19 protein-coding genes are annotated in these 19,509 nt (G+C 43.2%); 5 read left to right on the top strand and 14 right to left on the bottom strand.

Features of this window, described 5'->3' with window-relative positions; genetic code table 11:
* Nucleotides 1–13 precede the first annotated feature (13 nt).
* Genes M3180_RS13735 through pflA form a run of 3 tightly spaced genes read left to right on the top strand, consistent with a single transcriptional unit; the run spans nucleotide 14 to nucleotide 5,631 of the window.
* Nucleotides 14–2,551 carry an iron-containing alcohol dehydrogenase gene (locus M3180_RS13735; RefSeq protein WP_251668436.1) on the top strand — a complete coding sequence of 846 codons (2,538 nt, stop codon included), beginning with the start codon at nucleotides 14–16 and terminating at the stop codon, nucleotides 2,549–2,551.
* A gap of 39 nt (nucleotides 2,552–2,590) precedes the next feature.
* Nucleotides 2,591–4,843, top strand: a complete 2,253-nt coding sequence (pflB, locus tag M3180_RS13730; RefSeq protein ID WP_251668433.1) for a formate C-acetyltransferase — start codon at nucleotides 2,591–2,593, stop codon at nucleotides 4,841–4,843.
* The gene (gene pflA, locus M3180_RS13725; protein ID WP_251668431.1) at nucleotides 4,843–5,631 is read left to right on the top strand and encodes a pyruvate formate-lyase-activating protein; all 789 of its coding nucleotides are present in this window, start codon (nucleotides 4,843–4,845) and stop codon (nucleotides 5,629–5,631) included. Before pflB ends, pflA begins: the two co-directional genes overlap by 1 nt.
* A gap of 139 nt (nucleotides 5,632–5,770) precedes the next feature.
* Here pflA and M3180_RS22770 read toward each other — a convergent pair whose 3' ends face one another.
* The 5 genes from M3180_RS22770 to erpA all read right to left on the bottom strand — a co-directional run bounded on the left by M3180_RS22770 (nucleotide 5,771) and on the right by erpA (nucleotide 10,082).
* The gene (locus M3180_RS22770; RefSeq protein ID WP_285855732.1) at nucleotides 5,771–5,893 is read right to left on the bottom strand and encodes a hypothetical protein; all 123 of its coding nucleotides are present in this window, start codon (nucleotides 5,891–5,893) and stop codon (nucleotides 5,771–5,773) included.
* 241 nt (nucleotides 5,894–6,134) lie between these two features.
* Nucleotides 6,135–6,662, bottom strand: a complete 528-nt coding sequence (locus M3180_RS13720; protein ID WP_251668429.1) for a hypothetical protein — start codon at nucleotides 6,660–6,662, stop codon at nucleotides 6,135–6,137.
* A 24-nt stretch (nucleotides 6,663–6,686) separates the two neighbouring features.
* A complete protein-coding gene (locus M3180_RS13715; RefSeq protein ID WP_251668427.1) occupies nucleotides 6,687–8,936 on the bottom strand; it encodes an ABC transporter transmembrane domain-containing protein in 2,250 nt (749 codons plus the stop codon).
* Between the two features lie 15 nt (nucleotides 8,937–8,951).
* Nucleotides 8,952–9,479, bottom strand: a complete 528-nt coding sequence (locus M3180_RS13710; RefSeq protein WP_251668425.1) for a hypothetical protein — start codon at nucleotides 9,477–9,479, stop codon at nucleotides 8,952–8,954.
* A gap of 243 nt (nucleotides 9,480–9,722) precedes the next feature.
* A complete protein-coding gene (gene erpA, locus M3180_RS13705) occupies nucleotides 9,723–10,082 on the bottom strand; it encodes an iron-sulfur cluster insertion protein ErpA (protein WP_251668423.1) in 360 nt (119 codons plus the stop codon).
* A gap of 191 nt (nucleotides 10,083–10,273) precedes the next feature.
* Here erpA and M3180_RS13700 point away from each other — a divergent pair, with 191 nt between their 5' ends.
* Nucleotides 10,274–11,338, top strand: a complete 1,065-nt coding sequence (locus M3180_RS13700) for an NAD(P)/FAD-dependent oxidoreductase (protein WP_251668421.1) — start codon at nucleotides 10,274–10,276, stop codon at nucleotides 11,336–11,338.
* Between the two features lie 117 nt (nucleotides 11,339–11,455).
* Here the strand turns inward: M3180_RS13700 and M3180_RS13695 are convergent, their stop codons facing one another.
* Nucleotides 11,456–11,728 carry a YuzB family protein gene (locus M3180_RS13695; protein ID WP_251668420.1) on the bottom strand — a complete coding sequence of 91 codons (273 nt, stop codon included), beginning with the start codon at nucleotides 11,726–11,728 and terminating at the stop codon, nucleotides 11,456–11,458.
* A 107-nt stretch (nucleotides 11,729–11,835) separates the two neighbouring features.
* Between M3180_RS13695 and M3180_RS13690 the strand changes: the two genes are divergently transcribed.
* Nucleotides 11,836–12,081: a NifU family protein gene (locus tag M3180_RS13690; RefSeq protein ID WP_251668419.1), complete on the top strand. Its 246-nt coding sequence runs from the start codon at nucleotides 11,836–11,838 to the stop codon at nucleotides 12,079–12,081.
* 50 nt (nucleotides 12,082–12,131) lie between these two features.
* On the opposite strand, the gene M3180_RS13685 is transcribed toward M3180_RS13690, so the two are convergent.
* The 8 genes from M3180_RS13685 to M3180_RS13650 all read right to left on the bottom strand — a co-directional run bounded on the left by M3180_RS13685 (nucleotide 12,132) and on the right by M3180_RS13650 (nucleotide 18,904).
* On the bottom strand, nucleotides 12,132–12,905 hold the full coding sequence (locus tag M3180_RS13685; protein ID WP_251668709.1) for an SDR family oxidoreductase: 774 nt from the start codon (nucleotides 12,903–12,905) through the stop codon (nucleotides 12,132–12,134).
* Nucleotides 12,906–12,943: 38 nt separating this feature from the next.
* Nucleotides 12,944–13,660: a Cthe_2314 family HEPN domain-containing protein gene (locus tag M3180_RS13680; RefSeq protein WP_251668418.1), complete on the bottom strand. Its 717-nt coding sequence runs from the start codon at nucleotides 13,658–13,660 to the stop codon at nucleotides 12,944–12,946.
* Between the two features lie 112 nt (nucleotides 13,661–13,772).
* Nucleotides 13,773–14,696, bottom strand: a complete 924-nt coding sequence (locus M3180_RS13675; protein ID WP_251668417.1) for a COX15/CtaA family protein — start codon at nucleotides 14,694–14,696, stop codon at nucleotides 13,773–13,775.
* Between the two features lie 90 nt (nucleotides 14,697–14,786).
* Nucleotides 14,787–15,125 carry a thioredoxin family protein gene (locus tag M3180_RS13670; protein ID WP_251668416.1) on the bottom strand — a complete coding sequence of 113 codons (339 nt, stop codon included), beginning with the start codon at nucleotides 15,123–15,125 and terminating at the stop codon, nucleotides 14,787–14,789.
* 72 nt (nucleotides 15,126–15,197) lie between these two features.
* Nucleotides 15,198–16,862 (bottom strand): putative polysaccharide biosynthesis protein, encoded by a 1,665-nt coding sequence (locus tag M3180_RS13665; RefSeq protein WP_251668415.1) that lies wholly within the window; start codon nucleotides 16,860–16,862, stop codon nucleotides 15,198–15,200.
* A 23-nt stretch (nucleotides 16,863–16,885) separates the two neighbouring features.
* Nucleotides 16,886–17,599, bottom strand: coding sequence for a ThuA domain-containing protein (locus M3180_RS13660; RefSeq protein ID WP_251668414.1), 714 nt, complete (start codon nucleotides 17,597–17,599; stop codon nucleotides 16,886–16,888).
* Between the two features lie 17 nt (nucleotides 17,600–17,616).
* On the bottom strand, nucleotides 17,617–18,096 hold the full coding sequence (locus M3180_RS13655; RefSeq protein ID WP_251668413.1) for a DUF456 domain-containing protein: 480 nt from the start codon (nucleotides 18,094–18,096) through the stop codon (nucleotides 17,617–17,619).
* A gap of 40 nt (nucleotides 18,097–18,136) precedes the next feature.
* Nucleotides 18,137–18,904 carry a Cof-type HAD-IIB family hydrolase gene (locus M3180_RS13650; RefSeq protein WP_251668412.1) on the bottom strand — a complete coding sequence of 256 codons (768 nt, stop codon included), beginning with the start codon at nucleotides 18,902–18,904 and terminating at the stop codon, nucleotides 18,137–18,139.
* Nucleotides 18,905–19,509 lie beyond the last annotated feature (605 nt).

Below are 19,509 nucleotides of genomic sequence, written 5' to 3'. Positions count from 1 at the left end.
AGGAGTGATATTTATGGCATTAAAGGAATCCAAGCTTCATCATTTTAATAGCGACGACTCACTAACTAAGTCATCTATTGAACGCGCACGTGTTGCAGCTGAGCATTACAACCAGCTGGATCAGGCAAGCATTGATTCCATTGTGCAGCATATGACGCTTGCAGGTATTCAGCGCCATATGGAGCTTGCCAAGCTAGAATTAGAAGAAACAAAGCGCGGCATATATGAAGATAAAATTGTTATGAATATGCATGCAACAGAAAGCTTGTACCACTCCATCAAGTATATGAAAACGGTTGGTGAAGTAGAAAATAATCATTATGAAGGCTATAAAATTATCGCAGAGCCAGCAGGTATTATCGTATCTGTCGTTTCAGATATTTCACCTGTTGCAACGATATTATCGCAAGCCTTGATCGCTGTGAAAACACGCAATCCGATCGTATTTGTTTTTCAGAAGGAAGCCGCTCGCAGCAGTATTGAGGCCGTACAAACGGTACATGATGCCGCTATTTTAGCTGGAGCTCCACCCTACTGTCTGCAGTGGTTCAACCATCTTACTTACTCCGAGCTAACGACGATGATTTCGCATGCTGATGTTGCCCTCGTTATGTCAAACGGCGAGGATAGCGCCACCAATACAGCAAAGCAGCTAGGTAAAGCCGCAATTAGCACAGCGTATAGCAATACCCCTTGCTATATTGATCGATCTGCGGATTTGAAGCAAGCCATTACAGACGTTATATTATCTAAAAATTTCGACAACGGTATGCTATTTGCATCAGAGCAAGCTTTGATTATACACGAGGAGCTTTATGAACATGCCGTTCGGATGCTTTCTGTGCTTGGCTGTCACGTGCTTGATGAGAAACAATGTGATGCTATCCACAAGCATCTATTTACAGAATACGGCGTTCTTCGCAATAGCTATATTGGCAAGCCAGCGGTAGAGCTTGCTGCTGCTGCTGGTTTGGAGGTACCTTCCGATACGAAGCTTCTAATTGCACCATTGAAGGAAGCAGGACGACATATCCCGCTCTCAGCAGTAAAGCCTTGCCCGATTCTTTCCCTATATAAAGCAGCGGATGTTGAAGATGCGCTTCAGCTTGCTGATCAGCTGCTTCAGCTGGGCACAGCTAAGCATTCCGTCGTGCTGCATTGTCACAATGAAGAGGTTAGCAGTCGATTTAGCGATAAGCTTAGAGCTAGTCGGATTATCGTGAACACACCGTCAATTGAAGGTACGATGATGCGTGACAAGCTCAGTAAGGAGCTTCTTCAACTAAAAAAGATATCGAATCGTAACGTCGATATGCAATGGTTCAAAATTCCGCCCAAGCTATATTTCGCTGCGGGCTCGACGCAATATTTGAGCAAGATGCCGGATATCAGCAGAGTGATGATTGTAACCGATCACCAAATGGAGCAGCTTGGCTACGTGGACAAGGTTCAATATTATTTACGCAAACGAACAGAGCCGATTCAAGTCGAGGTGTTCGCTGAAGTCGCTCAGGAGCCAACAATAGATCTCATTATGCAAGGCACCTCACGTATGAATGCCTTCCAGCCAGATTGCATCATCGCACTAGGTGGCGGCTCGGCTATTGATGCCGCTAAGGCGATGTGGCTGTTTTATGAAAGTCCGGAGACAAACTTTAATACCATTAAGATGAAATTTATGAATATTCGCAATCGCGTCTATAAATACCCGCATCTTGGCAAGAGAGCTAAGCTTGTTGCGATCCCGACCACTTCTGGAACCGGTTCAGAGGTGACCTCCTTCGCAACGATAACCGATACGAGCAAGGGACAATCGAAGTACCCATTAGCAGATTATGAGCTCACACCTGATGTGGCAATCATCGATGCTGAATATACCGCAACACTATCACCTGCAGTTATAGCAGATACGGGCATAGATGTATTAACCCATGCGATCGAGTCTTATGTGTCCATTATGGCCAATGATTTCAGCGATGGCTTAGCGATAAAGGCAATCCAGCTCGTCATGGAAAACCTTGAAAAGTCCTATGCTTCCGGAGATCCCATCGCTCGCGAAAAAATGCATAATGCATCAACGATAGCAGGCATGGCTTTTTCCAATGCATTTCTCGGCATATGCCATAGCCTATCGCATAAATTCAGCGCTGAGTTCGGACTACCGCATGGTCGCGCCAATGGAATTCTGCTTCCGCATGTCATTCGCTACAATGCATCGAGACCTACAAAGTTTCAGAATTTTCCGAACTATAAGCACTTTCAAGCGGATGTACGCTACGCCGAAATCGCAAGAATGGCCGGTCTACCTGCTAATTCAACAAGTGAAGGCGTAAACAGTCTAATTGCATCCGTTCGGCATATCAATCGAACCTTAAGCATCCCTGAAAGCTTTCAAGAAGCAGGTATACCTGTTGCTTCCTTTGAATCAAAGGTCGAGTATTTGGCGGAGCGTGCGTTTGAGGATCAATATACTAACTACAATCCGCGTATGCCACTTGTTTCCGAGCTAGCTGAGCTTTACCGTCAAGCCTACTATGGTGAGTTTCTATAACACAATAACAGATGAATTGGATTAGGGAGGAATATGAAAATGAGTACTGTTCAATCCGTAAAAGCTGCCTATCGTCAATTTAAGCAAGGGGTATGGAATGAAAGCATTGATGTACGTGACTTTATTATACAGAACATGACATCTTATACCGGTGATGAAAGCTTTCTAGCACCAGCTACTCCAGCTACGAATAAGCTTTGGGAGCATATTAGTCGCCTATCCCGTGAGGAGAGAGAACGCGGCGGCGTATGGGATGTCGATACGACTACACCATCAACCATTACCGCTCATGGACCAGGGTATATCGATAAGGAGCTCGAGAAAATTGTAGGCGTCCAAACGGATGCCCCATTCAAACGCTCCGTTCAGCCTTTCGGAGGTATTAAAATGGTTGTCGATGCCTGCAAAGCTTATGGCTACGATATTCCCCAGGAGCTCATCGATACCTTCACAGAAATTCGCAAGACGCATAATCAAGGCGTGTTTGACGCCTATACGCCTGAAATGAGATTAGCTCGCAAAACGGGCATCATCACTGGCCTGCCGGATGCCTACGGACGCGGCAGAATTATCGGGGATTATCGCCGTGTTGCCCTGTATGGTGTCGATCGTCTCATCGAAGCAAAGCTTGCTGATAAAGCACTCACAGATCATGCTCCGATGTCTGATGATGTCATTCGTGAACGCGAGGAGCACTCTGAGCAAATTCGTTCGCTTCAGGAGCTTAAAGCGATGGCTGCATCCTATGGCTACGATATTAGCCGACCAGCTGAAAATGCGCAGGAAGCGATTCAATGGCTATACTTCGCTTACCTTGGAGCAGTGAAGGAGCAAAACGGTGCTGCCATGAGTATCGGTCGTATATCCAGCTTCCTGGACATTTATATTGAGCGTGATTTGGCTGAAGGTACAATGACAGAGGAACAAGCGCAAGAGCTGATGGATCATTTCGTTATGAAGCTGCGTATCGTGAAGTTTCTACGCACACCTGACTACAACGAGCTGTTCTCTGGCGACCCAACATGGGTAACCGAATCGATTGCTGGTGTAGCATTGGACGGCACGCCGATGGTAACAAAATCATCGTTCCGTATTCTGCACACGTTATATACGCTTGGTCCTTCTCCAGAACCGAACCTAACGGTGCTATGGTCTAATCAATTGCCAGAAGCATTCAAAAAATATTGTGCCAAGGTTTCGATAGAGACGAGCTCGATTCAATATGAAAATGATGACCTGATGCGTCCGATCTATGGTGATGACTATGGCATTGCATGCTGCGTTTCTGCGATGAGAATCGGCAAACAAATGCAATTCTTCGGCGCACGCGCTAATCTTGCCAAGGCCTTGCTATACGCGATTAATGGCGGTGTCGATGAGAAGATGAACGTTAAGGTGTATCCTCATGACCTGCCTGCCGTAACCGATGAGGTGCTCGACTACGATAAAGTGATGGCGAATTATGAGCAAGTGATGGAATGGCTATCTGGCTTATATATTAATACACTTAACGTCATTCATTACATGCACGATAAATATTGCTATGAACGCCTTGAATTTGCTCTACATGACCGAGAAATTCTTCGTACAATGGCTTGCGGAATTGCTGGCTTATCGGTCGTTGCAGACAGCTTAAGTGCGATCAAATATGCGAAGGTCTACCCTATTCGCAATGAGCAAGGTATTGCCATTGACTTTAGAATCGAGGGTGACTATCCACAGTATGGCAATAACGATCAACGTGTAGATGATATCGCAATTGCACTTGTTGAACGTTTTATGAAGATGCTTAAGCAGCATAAAACCTATCGCAACTCGATTGCAACACAATCCGTGCTGACGATTACCTCCAATGTCGTATACGGTAAGAAAACTGGCTCCACGCCTGATGGCAGAAAAGCAGGCGAGCCATTCGCTCCTGGAGCAAACCCGATGCATGGACGTGATCGTAAAGGTGCGCTTGCTTCATTAACAAGTGTTGCTAAGCTTCCATATGAGCATGCCCTTGACGGTATTAGCAATACATTCTCCATTGTCGGCAAGGCGTTAGGCAAGGACTCCGATACTCAGCGTCAAAACCTAACCGCATTGCTTGATACGTATATGGGTCAAAAAGCACACCATCTTAATGTCAATGTGTTTGATCGTGAAACATTGAAGGATGCAATGGAGCACCCAGAGCTATATCCACAACTAACGGTACGCGTTTCTGGATACGCGGTCAACTTTATTAAGCTGACGAAGGAGCAGCAGCTTGAGGTCATTAGTCGTACGTTCCATGGGGCACTCTAATGAATACCGCTACTGAGCATCAGGCGCAAGTTGATCATGATCGACGTGTAAAAGGACGTATTCACTCCTTCGAATCGTTCGGCACTGTTGATGGGCCTGGTATTCGCTTCGTATTATTTATGCAAGGCTGTGCACTGCGCTGCAAGTTCTGTCATAACCCAGATACATGGGATATGACTACGGGCAAGGTGATGACCGTCGATGAAGTGATTGCTGAGATTGAACCCTATATTCCTTATTATAAAGCCTCTGGTGGAGGAGTCACCTTCTCAGGAGGCGAGCCTTCACTGCAAGCACCTTTTTTGGCAGCCTTAGGCAGAGAGCTAAAACGCAGACATCAGCTTCATATTGCGATGGATTCATCAGGCTTCTGTGAGCCCGCCCATCTACGTTCTACTTCATTGCTTGAAGTTGTTGATCTTATTCTGCTTGATCTGAAAATGATTGATGAGCAGAAGCATATGGAGCTGACAACGCAATCGAATGATCGAATACTAAGGATGGCACAGTTTGTTAATGATTATGGTACGAGACTTTGGATCAGACATGTCGTCATTCCTGAAGTTACGACCGATCCGACAGATGTTGAACGGCTAGCTGTAGAGATTCAAAAGCTATCAACTGTCGAAAGACTGGAGCTTTTACCCTATCATGAAATGGGGAAATTCAAGTGGAAGCAGCTCGGCTTACGTTATGAGCTTGAGCATATGAAGCCTCCAACGAATGAGCAGCTTGCAGCGGTTCAGAATCAGCTGCAAGCCCGATTAGATATCCCTGTTATCATATAACCGCAACGTTCGAATAACTCCCTTGTTCATTGCGGACTGGCCGAGCATCCCGGATGCTCGGCATTTTTTCGTAGCACTAGTAAAACAAAAAATCGCTCATAGCTGTTGATCAGCCTTGAACGATTTGAGTTGTTACAGATTATTTAGCTGGTACTGCACGAAGAGCTTCTTGCTGTTTCAGCAGCTCAACTGGAAGCATAGAGATTCTTCCGAAGCCAGAGCCCTTTTTAACTTCTTTAACATCTGGTTTTGCTGGATACATTGTAACATCTCCTTTATATAGACAATATTATTTCGTTGGTACTGCACGTAAAGTTTCTTGCTGTTTCAGCAGCTCAACTGGAAGCATGGAAAGCTTAGTTAATTTCGTTCCTTCTTTACTCTTCAAATCTGGTCTAGCTGGGTACATTGTAGCACCTCCTTTACGTTCTCACTTATTAATTAGAATTATATAGCAAAAACCTTCAAAAATCTGTAACCTTACTTACATTTTTTTGTATTTTTTAATTCTTGGGCTTTAATCGATTAAGAAACGTCCGCAGGTCTAAAAGACTCACCTTATACTGGCGTTCTAATCCATGCAGTCCATCAACCATCTTAGTAAAGGTTGCAAATTTGGGATATAACCTGTTCAAGTATTCATTATCCGCTCGGGCAGTAAAGACGACTGTATGAATCGAGGGATTCTGTTCATATATGTAATTCGACCAATCTCGAAAGCCATGCATAAATACTCTGGAGCTTCGTTCATGTGGAGCAATAAGTGCAGAGCTTATTCGTACGATTTGTCCGTTCGGATCGTACGTTGAATCATCTCTATCCGCTACAGTCCAATAGTTCATGGCAGCGATTAGCTCATCGTTCTCATTGTAGCTCAATATCAATGACATATACTGCATACAATACAACAAATGAATAAGTGCCTCATCCAGCACCATATCCTTGGAGAACTGCTCACGATGACGAATAAAAAATGATGAAAATTGCGCTCCTAGCTCATCTGAGTTGCCAAAAATAGAATATTGGTACATATCGCTTATCCTTTCTTAAGCTTCTCAGCCTAGTCTTTCCTCTAACATGCTCTGAACATATTGATTAACCTCTGGATGTCTCGATAGTATATGCTGCAAATGCTTACGCTGTAAGGAAATGACGACGCATAAGGTCTGCGCTTTAATGGTAGCAGTACGTGGGACATTTCTCAGTAGGGCAATTTCGCCGAAATGGTCTCCATCCTCTAGAACAGCAACGGTTCTATCCTCCAGCTGCCCTGCTTCACTCTTAAACTGCTTCTGGACCTCGACCTTGCCCCGAATGACAATATAGAACTTTTCGCCTCTTTCGCCTTCATGAATAATCGTTGCACCTGGCTCAAAGCGCTCAGTGTTGAACAGCATGGCGATATCCTCAAGCAGCTCGAAGGCAATAGGCTTGAAAAAGTTGAGCCTTGATAGTCGAGCGGCATCGATTTGCACATCGTCACCTTCCTCTGATAACGTAAAGCCGGCCTGCTTTTCCCATAAGTATTGATATTGCCCCTGTAAAGCGAGCAGCTCCTCATGGCGCCCTTGCTCAACCAGCTGTCCTTTATTAAATACGCAAATAAGATCAGCATCCGCAACGGTAGATAAGCGATGGGTTACGGATACAACTGTACGCTGCTTGCCGAGTTTTTTTATCGTCTCGTTCATCGCGGCCTCTGTTGCAGGATCAAGCGCTGAGGTCGCCTCGTCAAGAATTAGCAGCTGCGGATCTCTCACAAGTGCACGTGCAATTGCTAGACGCTGACGCTGCCCACCAGAGAAATTGGTTCCTTCATCCTCGACTATCGTGTCGTAACCTTTCGGCAATGTCATAATATAATCATGGATTTCTGCAAGCCTGGCAGCATGTATAATATCTTCCTCGGATGCATTCTGCTTGCTTATCGCTATGTTTTCTTTAATGGTTCCTCGAAACATAAAATTATCTTGAAAAACGACTGCAAGCTTATCTCTGAAGATAGACAGATTGTGCTTATCGAGACGCACTCCGTTAATGAGCAGCTCTCCCTCATCTGGCTCATAAAGCCCTAGCAGAAGCTGTACCATGGAGCTTTTACCTGAGCCGCTGCTGCCAACAAAAGCAACCGTTGCTCCACTTAATATACGTAATTGTACATGGTGAAGCACGCGACTTTCGCGATCGTAGCCAAACGAGACATCATTAAACTTAACCTGAAGTGGCTGCACAACTCCTCTATCTGCTAACGCCTCAATCGCAACCGATTGCTCAAGCGATGCTGCAGCTCTAAATCGCCTCGACTGAGCATGCTCACTAGCCTCATCCTGTATATGGTCAGCCTCTAACTCATCTGTTGCATGAAGAACCTCTTGAAGCCGCTCGACACTAACCTTCGCATCGGTAATTGCGGGAATGATAAAGGTCAAGCTGTACACAGAGTTGCCCATGGACATGTACATCGTATAAAAAGCGATCAGCTCTCCAATCGTTATACGGTCGACGATTGCTAGATACGAGCCAAACACCATAATTGATAGATTCACCACGAGCAAGCTAATCATCGGTATGCGACCTAATGCTGCATTAATCAGATTCATCCTATAGCTGCTTACGAAAAGCAGCTTTGTACGTTCTACGAAACGCTTCTGCATCATTTGCTGTAGATTATAGCTTTTAATAAGCTTTTGCGCCTTTACATTTTCAGTAATTTCACTATTAAGCTGCGCCGCTTGTTTCTTGTACTCCTCGTAGCTTTGCTTTGCTCGCTTGCTTATTAGAAGAGGTCCTACAAATATTAGTGCAGCACCAGCAATAATAATGAGTGCCATACTCCACTCCAAATAGAGCAGCACACTCATGCTTACAATAACGACAACAACGGACTGAATGCCGGTCGACAATAATGAAGTCATCGTTGAGCTAACCGTTGGAATATCGCTTGAAAACAAAGCAACATGATCACCTGAACGCTTCGCTTGAAAATATCGAATCGTTAGCTGCTGCAGCTTAGAAAAGATACCTTGTCTCAGGTCCTGTTCAAAAAGTGCATTAAGGCGAGCAAGCAGACGATCAGCCAGAACACCAGCTATCGTACATAGCACGCCGAGCACGAGAAGAATCCCAACAATCCTTACAAACATGCTCTGATCTTTAGGAGTGACCGCATAATCAATGATGTAGTTAAAGCTTAATGGAGCGATCGATATAAATATTAAATCTAAACCAAACAAGATTAAAAATAGTACGGTTAGCAGCTTATAGGCTTTTAAGTAAGTGCCGATTAATTGCAACACCTTCCACATGTTGAATGCTCTCCCTTAAAAATAATCTATTTGCGGAAATGAAGAGACATACTTCTCCAGCATTTCATATGGAATAACATACGAAACTAAAGAACCATATACAGATTGATGCTGTTGAGCTTCTATCGCTAGCCTCTTCGTTACGAGCGAGCGAATGATGGAGTCTTCCTTCGTCCAAAATTGAAGCTCCTTAACCGGTTCCTCCAAGTATTGCAGGCACTGCACCAAAAGCTGCAGCAGCTCTAGAAATAGCTTGGTTGATCGGTATGGCGGCTCAATATAGAACACTTGCAGCTGAATAACCTCACGGTTCTCGTAATTGTGCTCTGCCGTTCCACGTATAAAGCTTAAGCAGCCAACTATCTGATGTTCGTCATCTAAGGCGAGAAATATTTCCTCATCCATCAGTACTGGGCTTGCGAGATAGTTAAACGAAACTGTAAAGGGATATGGCATATTCAGCTGTATATAGCGGTCCAGCACATACTCCATATAACGCTGCTCATACATAAAAGCAGAAACTCTCATCACTTCAACCTGCATGCTGCACCTCACGCTTCCAAAAATTACAGTTACAAAAAATAGTAATATGGTACTATCATACATTAGTCATAAAGCGATGAGTAGATAGTAAAGAAAAGTTTTTTTGCAAAATATTTGTTTATTACTCGTTAGTTATTTAAATTTTCATGGCATAACAAAACAACCAGTCACTCATAGCCGAGTGACTGGTTGTTGATAAGTGTTTACTGATTAAGCTAAGCAGCTGATAAATATTGACTCGGCTTAGCAAGGATCTGCAGCAGGATTGCCCGCAGCAGTCGCCGTGCGGAAGCTTGAGCCACAGCCGCATGTAACGGTAGCATTCGGATTATCAATCGTGAAGCCGCCTTGCATCGCAGATTCTTTAAAGTCAATAATAAGGCCGCGTAAGTATTTCGCGCTATCCTCGTCTACAGCAACCTTTAAGCCCTGAACCTCAAGAATCGTGTCAGTTTCATTCTGCTCATCATCGAAGCCCATTCCATAAGAAAATCCGCTGCAACCTCCCTCTTTTACGCCAACGCGTAAAAACAGATCTGGATTGTTTTCCTCAGCAAGCATCTCATTAATTTTTTCAGCAGCTAGTTCAGTAATTGTAATCATTGTATTCCCTCCATTCTATTCTATTCCAATCCCAGCAATGAGATTTCAACTTACTTTTGTATAGTTATAGTATACTCCACTCCACAGTGAACCTCAAGATGAACCATTTTCCGTACATTGTCCTCTTCTCTTGTGGTAATATAGTACAAGTGACTTTTACAACATGTGTATACACAACTGGAGATGACGTTATGAAAAAAAAACTTGTAGTTCTAGGCGGTGGCTATGGGGGATTAGCACTTATTAATGAGCTATTAAATAAAGGTTTACCGAATGACATTGCCATTACACTCATAGATAAGCAGCCCTTCCAAGGCTTAAAGACTGAATATTACGCATTAGCCGCTGGCACCGCGGCAGATTCAGAGCTAAGAGTCGCATTTCCTCAATCACCTGATGTTACGTTAGCTTTAGGTGAAATCACTTCGCTTGACCGAACTAAAAAACTTGTGCATGTGACCGGTCATGATCCCATTGCTTACGATTATTTGGTCATTGGTCTAGGTTGTACTGATCATTATCATGGAATTGTAGGTGCTGCGCAATACAGCAACAGTATTCAAACATTCCAAGCTGCGCGCAAAGCATACACCGCACTCAATAATATTGCGCCATATGGCACAGTTACAATTGTAGGAGGCGGTCTAAGCGGAGTTGAGATGGCATCCGAGCTGCGGGAAAGCAGAGGCGATCTTAAAATATCCTTGATCAACCGCGGGCCAAAGCTGCTTGGTGGATTCCCGGACGGAATACAAAACTATGCTGCACAGTGGCTAAGAGAACATGATGTTGAATTGTTATTGAATACTCAGCTGGAGCGTATTGAGCATAATCATTTATTCGTTGAAGGCTCAGATTCGAGTCTAGAAACAGATATAACGCTTTGGACTGCTGGTATCCAGCCTGTTGAGCTCGTTCAACGTTTGGATGCGGATAAGGATAAGGGAGGACGTCTGAAGCTTAATAAGCAATACCAGCTGCAAAGTGATCCTTCGATATTTGTTGTTGGGGATTGCGCTTCTTTACCGTATGCACCTAGCGCTCAAGTTGCTGGTATTCAAGGCGAGCATATCGCACATATCTTACTAGCGATCTGGAAAGACAAAACTATTCCTGTCGAACCAATTAAACTTAGAGGAACACTAGGTGCACTTGGCAAGCATAGCGGCTTTGGCGTTATGGGATCGATGTCCATAAAAGGACGCATTCCTCGCCTAATCAAAAGTGGTATATTGTGGCGATCAAAGCATTCATAAAGTCATGGCACAGTGATGATGTCACGAATCATTGGAAGGTATAATAACTCATTCTTTACACATCATAAGGTGCACACAACGATATTATTCACTAATCATCACTATTTAAGCCTTAAACTACAGATCATCGAGTAATCGATCTAGAGCAGCTTGATTCTCAGCATCCTCAACGAGAAACTTTTGAATTGCTTCATCAAGCTCGGCGACCGAATCAGCTGCAACAATTGTGCCGTTTACTAAAGCGAAAGGCTTAAGATAGCATTCACCACAATTGCCAAGACATCCATATTCCGTTGTTTCGTACGTATCATCAAGCTCGTATTTATCGAGCAGCACCTCTGTACCGTGATGCATATTGCTTGTGCAAAATTCAATGGTTGGTTTTAACATAAACACACCTTAACTTTCAAAAAACTTATTGGTTCAACAACTTTGCTGAGAACTGTATTCATTTGCATTACTTTGTACTATAATAGAATAGAAAGGAGATGAATGCAATGAGTGAACAACTACAAGATACTAAGTATGATGAAGTATTGGACGTCCTTGACAAGCTTCGTCCGTTTTTACAACGCGACGGCGGTGATGTGGAGCTAGTAGACGTAGAAGACGGCATTGTAAAGCTTCGCCTAATGGGTGCATGCGGTAGCTGCCCATCTTCCACAATTACGCTTAAAGCAGGTATCGAGCGTGCTCTTCTTGAGGAAGTTGACGGCATCGTAGAGGTTGTACAAGTATTCTAAATAAACGATCAGTTTTGATCATAAGGCGATCTCGCATAAACGAGATCGCCTTATTTTTGATTTAGAATATTAGCGCGTATCGGATCGAAGCCACCCGTTACATCAATAATGTTGCCAGTTAAAAAGCTCGATTTCTCCTCACATAAAAACGTAATGACTCTAGCCACATCTTCGCCTGTTCCAGGCCTACCGGTTGGCTGCTCCTCGTCATAATCGTGCTGCACCTCTGCAATAGACTTTTCCTTATAGACACCTTTAATATCCCCAGGACCGATCATATTGACGGTTATACCGTAGGGTGCTTCCTCGACTGCGAGAGATTTTGTAAAAGAGACTAACGCGGTTTTTGCTGCTGCGTATACGGCACGCTGCGGCCATGCTCTAGCTTCATTGGCATGACCAAATCCAAAATGTATAATTCTACCCCATCGTTTGTTGCGCATATAAGGCAACACCTGATGATCTAACAACATAGCCGAGATTAAATTGCCTTGGATCAGTGACGTAATAAGCTCAGGATCATATTGTTGAAAAAGCTTCCGTTCCCGAACGAAAGGTCCTGCATTGTTAATAAGGATATCGACGCCACCGTCCCAGCTTTTCACGGCTTCCGCTAACTCATTAACACCATGAGATGAGGATAGATTCGCTTGAGCTAGTCTCACTTCGACCTTGTACTTTAGAAGCTCTTGCCTTAATTGTTCTGCTTCAGACTTGCTAGTATAATAATGCAGCATTAGGTTACAACCTTGCTGTGCTAATTCAATCGCTGTTCGTTTTCCTAGACCTTTGGCGCTACCAGTTATTAGCGCCTTTTTCCCCATAAGTTTCAATTCTATCCCCCTTCTCTAGCTATAAGCCCTTATTTTTGTTTCATGATTCGCTCGGCATATTGAAAGGTAAGTAGAATGGATTGTGTAACCATATGTAAACCAGCAGTTAAATCCTGTAATTGCAGATCTAAATTTTCTAGCTTTATTTCCGTTTCTTGACCGTACATTCGTGTTTGCTGAACAAGATCATCGTGCATTTCTGAATTCATATAGTGAATTTCTGTATTACGTCTTCTTCTTAAACGATGTGTAGGCTCTTTACTGCTTTCCTTTAAGTCATTCAATGGCTTTGTTAAGTCTGGATGAACACCAGATTCACGCATTCTTCTCAGAACGGTAAAGTAAGAGAAATGCGGCTTTACACGCTCGGTGCGCATTTCCAGTAATTCATTTAAGAAAGTGCCCAGCTTATCCAGTAAAGAGAAAACTCGAATAAATCCATTCTTATCAAAGTAAACGTATCGTGTGTAATTTAACTTCTGAGTTTCATCCATTTCTGCTAAGGTCGAACTTGTAATCATCTCTTTGTATTTTTTCGCAGCATAGTGACTTGAATATAGCTCGTGAAGAGAACTGCGCAAGCCAAGGCTCCATATTTCAAACTTTGACCAGCGTTTATTCGCTTCTTCACTTTCATTCCGTTTTGCAGAGGCAGCTGCCGCATAGCGCTGCAATAGTTGATCTGCTTCAATAAAGAGTGGATCTGGCGTAATAGAATCTTCCAGATATAAAAATTGCAGCATCATTTCACCTCATTTTATTAGCTAGCTATAATCATACCATATTCTGTTCTGTGCTCGCATCTACCCCCTTAATGCACAAAAAAACTGCCACTCGGTTATCGAATGGCAGCTTAATTTATTGACGTTCTCGATATATCCAAGATCGAATAACTAAGTCAACGATTAATGCAAATAACGCTACAATAATTAAATTGTGCAATAAGCTTGTGAACAAGAACCAATTATCATTACCGATCGTACTAACGAGCCAAGCACCGCTAAAAATTTGTGCTATGACTAACACAACAATAGCAAGAGATGATTGGGTTAAAGATGAATTTCCGGTTGTACGCTTAATGTAAAGATATAATGCAATAAGTACGATACCTAATATCGCTGCAGCGACACGGTGAATAAATGCAATACCCGTAGCTCCTGTCATCTCTGGAATAACTTCCCCATTACATAACGGCCAGCCGAGACATCCACCCGCACTTTCAGTATGACGGATAAATGCACCAAGATAGACAACAACGTAGCAATACACCGATGCTGCCAGTGCCCAAGGCATCAGCTTGCGAGGGTACAGTGTTTTTTCTACAACACCCTTCTTATCTCGATAACACCATATTACGAGAAGGGCTGTTGCGGCAAAGGCTACAAGAGATATACCAAAATGAATAGCCATAATCGGCGGAGATTGCGGCCACATAACGGCAGCAGCTCCCATTAACGCTTGCACGATTGTAAATAACAGCGCATACCAAGCATATTGCATTGGTTCACGGTACGCATTGCCTTCACGCTTGTACATACGATAGATAGAGAAAAACACGATCGCCACTAAAATTCCTTCTACACCGCTCACGACACGGTGAGAGTATTCGATCATCGACTCAACCGTATAGGCTGGTACGAATTTTCCGTTACAGAGTGGCCAATCATCTCCACAACCGCGACCAGAATCCGTATTGGTAACTAATGCTCCCGCAAGAAGTACGAGCAGCATTCCAATACAGGACAGATTCGCTAAAGTTCGAAATCGTTTTGTAACCTTCATGTACTCACCTAATTCTTATTGTTCTGTCTTTTCATTATATCGAGCACATTAGGTAAAAGCCATGTTCAAAATGTGAATTTTGTAACAATATTATAACAGTTCAGCCATCTCAATTGTTCGATTCACAAACTGTTCAATCTCTTCACGTGTTTTGCGCAGCTTACTCACAAAACGTGCGATTTCCTTGCCGTCTTTGTAAGCGATAAAGCTTGGTATACCTAATATGTTAAGCTCAATGCAAAGATCAGGAAGCTCATCACGATCGACTTCATAGAATGTAGCCTTACCTTCATATTGCTGCACAACGTCTGGCATAAACGGATTGATATAATGGCAATCACCGCACCATGTTGTTTTAAATACAACGATTGTGAGCTTATCTCTCCCAACGAGATCATGGAACTGTGCATCATTAGTAATTCTAATCATTGCTTTATCCTCCTTGAGCTTTAAACATTGTTCATTCAGAAGCATTTCTGCAGTTATTCTAGAACTAATGGATTAACCAGTACGAAGTACGCGCATTACCTTTCTCATCGGGCCTCTTAATTTCCCGGGCAATGCCTCGACATCCTGTGCAGTGATCACTTTTAGCTTCAGCAATAATATGCCGTAAATAACACACAATATACTGCCAGATATAAGCACGGCGATTAAATAAGAAAGCTTAGGTGCTAGCTCACCTGTTAACGAAAGCATCGCACGTTCAGCACCCCAGCAGGCAGCAGTGGATATGACTACTGCTGCAATATAAGGAATCCATTTTCTACCCATAACATGAAGCGACACGTCGCGCTTTATGAGACGAATATTTAACAGCGTAATGCTTAAGAAGCAAATCGTCGTCCCAATGATAAAACCATAGACCCCAAAATAATAACCAAACAAAGTACTAAATACGACCTTCATCATTAATCCTATAATCGTATTGTACATCGTCTGCTTCTGCTTACCCATACCATACAATATTGAGTTTGTTGTCATCATCGTAATTTGCAATATCGTCCCAGCACAAAGCAATGCGACAATATCATAGCCTTCATTGCTTGAAAACAACAAACCAGTAACTGAGTATGCGGCTACTGTTAAGTACATGGCAATCGGCACACCAGAGATGCAGACGATCTTCATAACCATCGATGTCTGCTTGTTTACCTCGGATTGATCCTTCCGAGCAAAAGCTGCAGCAATAATCGGAACAATCGAGGAGCCTAAAGCAATCGCTAGAATAGGCGGTATGCCTGCAAGCGATTGTGCTTTAATTCCTAGAATGGCTGCAACATCTGTTGCTTGGACTGAAGTGTACACCTTTTCCGTTATGCGTTTGAAGAAGGAAGAATCAAAGGTATAAACGAGATTAATCGTCATCGCAGTCAATAATGCTGGAATGGACATACGAAGGATCTCGCCATATATTGTGCGAAATTTCAGCTTAGGCCCCTTATTTACTGAATACGGTTGATTAGGCAGCAATGCCGCACGGGCCTCTGCTGATGTATTGGATAAACGAGCATCCTGTTTCTTAAGCTTACGAGAATAATAGATCATAATGACAAATGCTGCGATGCTTCCAAAAACACTACCAAACGTAACAGCTGCCGAAGCAGTTGTATCACTATAGCCTAGTGATAGGAATATATATCCTAGCGCAAGTCCTAATATTACGCGAGCAAATTGCTCTACAATTTGCGAGATACCTCCAGCGGCCATCATTTGACGACCTTGAAAATATCCCCTCATCATAGCAACAATAGGAAATACGATTAATGCAGGGGCAATCGCTTGTACTGCTAATGAAACAGACGGCTCCTTAACGATCGTAGTTGCATAATAAGAAGCTCCAAAAAATAATATAAGAGTTAACAAGACTCCTGCTACTGCACCAAATATGAGTGCAGCCTTATAAACGCGGCGAGCTTCCTCATAGTTACCGCGTTCCATTCGTTCAGATACCATCTTGCTTATTGCACTTGGAAAACCAGCAGTCGCTACAGCTAGTAGTATTAAATAAATTTGGTTCGCAACGAAGAAAGCATATTGGCCTTCTGAATTAAGCATATATTCAAGCGGAATTTTTTGAAACATACCTAGCATTCTGGCTACAAGCGCAGCCAGTGCTAGTATTAATGTGCCTTTCAGCAGCGAATCTTTTTTTAACGTTGTCATAAGTTATTCTTCTTCCTTTTCACCTACAGCTGCTCTAAAGGCTGAGCGTTGCCGCGTACCGGCGTTGCAGTCATTGTAGGCTTCGCCCATTTGATACCATTAGATATAACTTTAAGAATATGCTCATTATAATAAGTCGGGAATGTTTCATGCCCCGGACGGAAATAGAAGATTTTACCTTGACCGCGTGTAAATGTGCAGCCGCTGCGGAACACCTCGCCGCCTTGGAACCAGCTAAGGAAAATTAGCTCGTCTGGTGCCGGAATATCAAAATGCTCGCCGTACATTTCTTCATGATCAAGCGTAATGTACTCAGGCAGACCTTCTGCAATCGGATGCCCTGGATTGACAACCCACAGACGCTCCTTCTCATTGGCTTCACGCCACTTCAAATCGCAGCCAGTGCCCATAAGCTTTTTGAATATTTTAGAGAAATGTGCGGAATGCAGTACAATTAACCCCATACCCGCCATGACGCGGGCATGCACACGTTCAACGATCGCATCCTCAACACGATCATGTCCCATATGTCCCCACCATACTAGCACGTCTGTATTATTCAATACTTCCTCAGTAAGTCCATGCTCCGGATCCTCTAGCGTTGCTGTACGTATATTGAATTGCTCACTTGCAAGGCCTTTTTGTAAAGCAATATGGATACCCTCTGGATATACACGCGTTACCTCTTCGTGCTGCTTCTCATGCAAAAACTCATTCCAAATCGTTACATTAATCAAGGTATTTTCCTCCTAAATTACAATATCCAAATGATAAACAGCACAATCATAATGAGCTGTAATACTATTTTAACAATAACACTGCTTAACAATCCAATTAATGAGCCCCAGCCTGCGAGCAATGCCTGCTTTAGCTTCGTACCAACAATTAATTCTCCGATAACCGCGCCTAGAAATGGTCCAAGCACAAGTCCGAAGGCCGGAATAACGAATGGCCCCACAATAATGCCAATCGTCGATCCAATGACCGATGCCTTCGTCCCACCATACTTTTTTACTCCCCATGCGCCAACGATATAATCCGCGACGACTAATACGATAAGGATAAAGGTTTGTAGAATCCAAAACCAAACATTAAAATCGCTAAAGCTAAAAAACCATCCGTACACAAAAAATGCTGCATAGATAGCGAATACTCCAGGCAATACCGGATATATCGTTCCAATCATCCCAACGATAAATAGTAAGACTACAATTATAATACCTAAAATATCCATTGCCTTCCCCCTTTAATCGGCAAAAAACCTACAACTATCGCTAAAGCTCCGCTTCAGCCTCGTTAAATATGTAGCGCCGAATGACCTCGGCTACGCCATGTTCATTGTTGGAAAACGTAACTGCATCCGCTGCAGCCTTCACTTCCTCTTGGGCGTTTTCCATCGCGACTCCAAGCCCAACTGCCTCGATTGCTTTAATATCATTCAAGCTATCACCGACAGCGATCACTTCATCCATATGAATCCCCATGTGCTCGCATAAGGCTTCTAACGCACTTGCTTTTGACACCCCAAGTGGGTTTATCTCCAAATTATAAATGGAAGAATTAGATATTTCCAGCCCCTGCCAAGCTTCTATCTCACTGCGTATCGCTTGAATGATCTCAATATCCTCGTCATAATAGCCGAATTTTAGCCATTCATGCGCAGTTAGCTCCCCTTGCAGCTCATGCCAGCTGTCTTTATTGTAAATGCGCTTTGTCGTATATGCCCAGAACCAAGTATTCGGGTACTGAGTCGAAACACCGTGCAGCTTACTAATCCAGTCCGCATCTAAAGTTTTACGTTGCAGCAATACATGCGGTTTCGACCAGATCTCTCCGCCGTTCACCGTAATCATAGGTGAATCTAGTCCCATATCCACTGCGTAGTCGATAGCATTAATAAAACCGCGACCAGTAGAAAATATAACAGTGACTCCCGCTTCCACTGCCTTCCTTATCCACTTCAAGTTCAGATCCGTGATATGTAAATCGTCATTCAGCAATGTACCATCCATATCTAAGGCTAATAGTTTATATGCTGTCATATTTATCCCCTCCATGTCTCTCTAATATCTTATCATACCTATGCAATAAAAAGCTTCATCCCGCGTCAAGATGAAGCTCTCTACTCTAAATGTTTAGGATACGCGCTGTTATCCTGTTGTATACCTGTTAACCACTTCACTTAAATAGTCCTCCTGTAGCAGCAATACAAACGATGGTAAGAATTTTAATGACAAGTAAAAAGCGGCGAACGGCACTGTTCATTGGGATCACCTGCTGTTCAACTATTTTCATACGATCACCTCCATCAAGTGATAATATAGTATATGCTGCTGACTTTGTTGCGTCACTGCAACTTTTTTTCCTTAAAGGTTGACTTTTCTGCACTGTTAAAGCTATGAGCTCGTCAGCTTCAAATCTGAAGTTGTCGTGCTTTCAGCACCGAGAAATTGCCTTGTAGCTAACCTCCTCTTTCGCTTTAAAGCAAATTGAGCAAGCATGTAGGTCTCCAGAGGAAACTGATATGCTCCCCATTAGGTAGACAGATTAAATAAAAAATCTGTTTATCCGATGGGGAGTATTTTTATGGCTAAAAGTAAGCATCCAGTTGAAATCAAATTACTTGCTGTTGAAGCTTTACATGAAG

This window comes from Paenibacillus camelliae (genome assembly GCF_023715345.1).
Taxonomy (GTDB): domain Bacteria; phylum Bacillota; class Bacilli; order Paenibacillales; family Paenibacillaceae; genus Pristimantibacillus; species Pristimantibacillus camelliae.
This window is presented reverse-complemented; position numbering and strand designations above follow the sequence as displayed.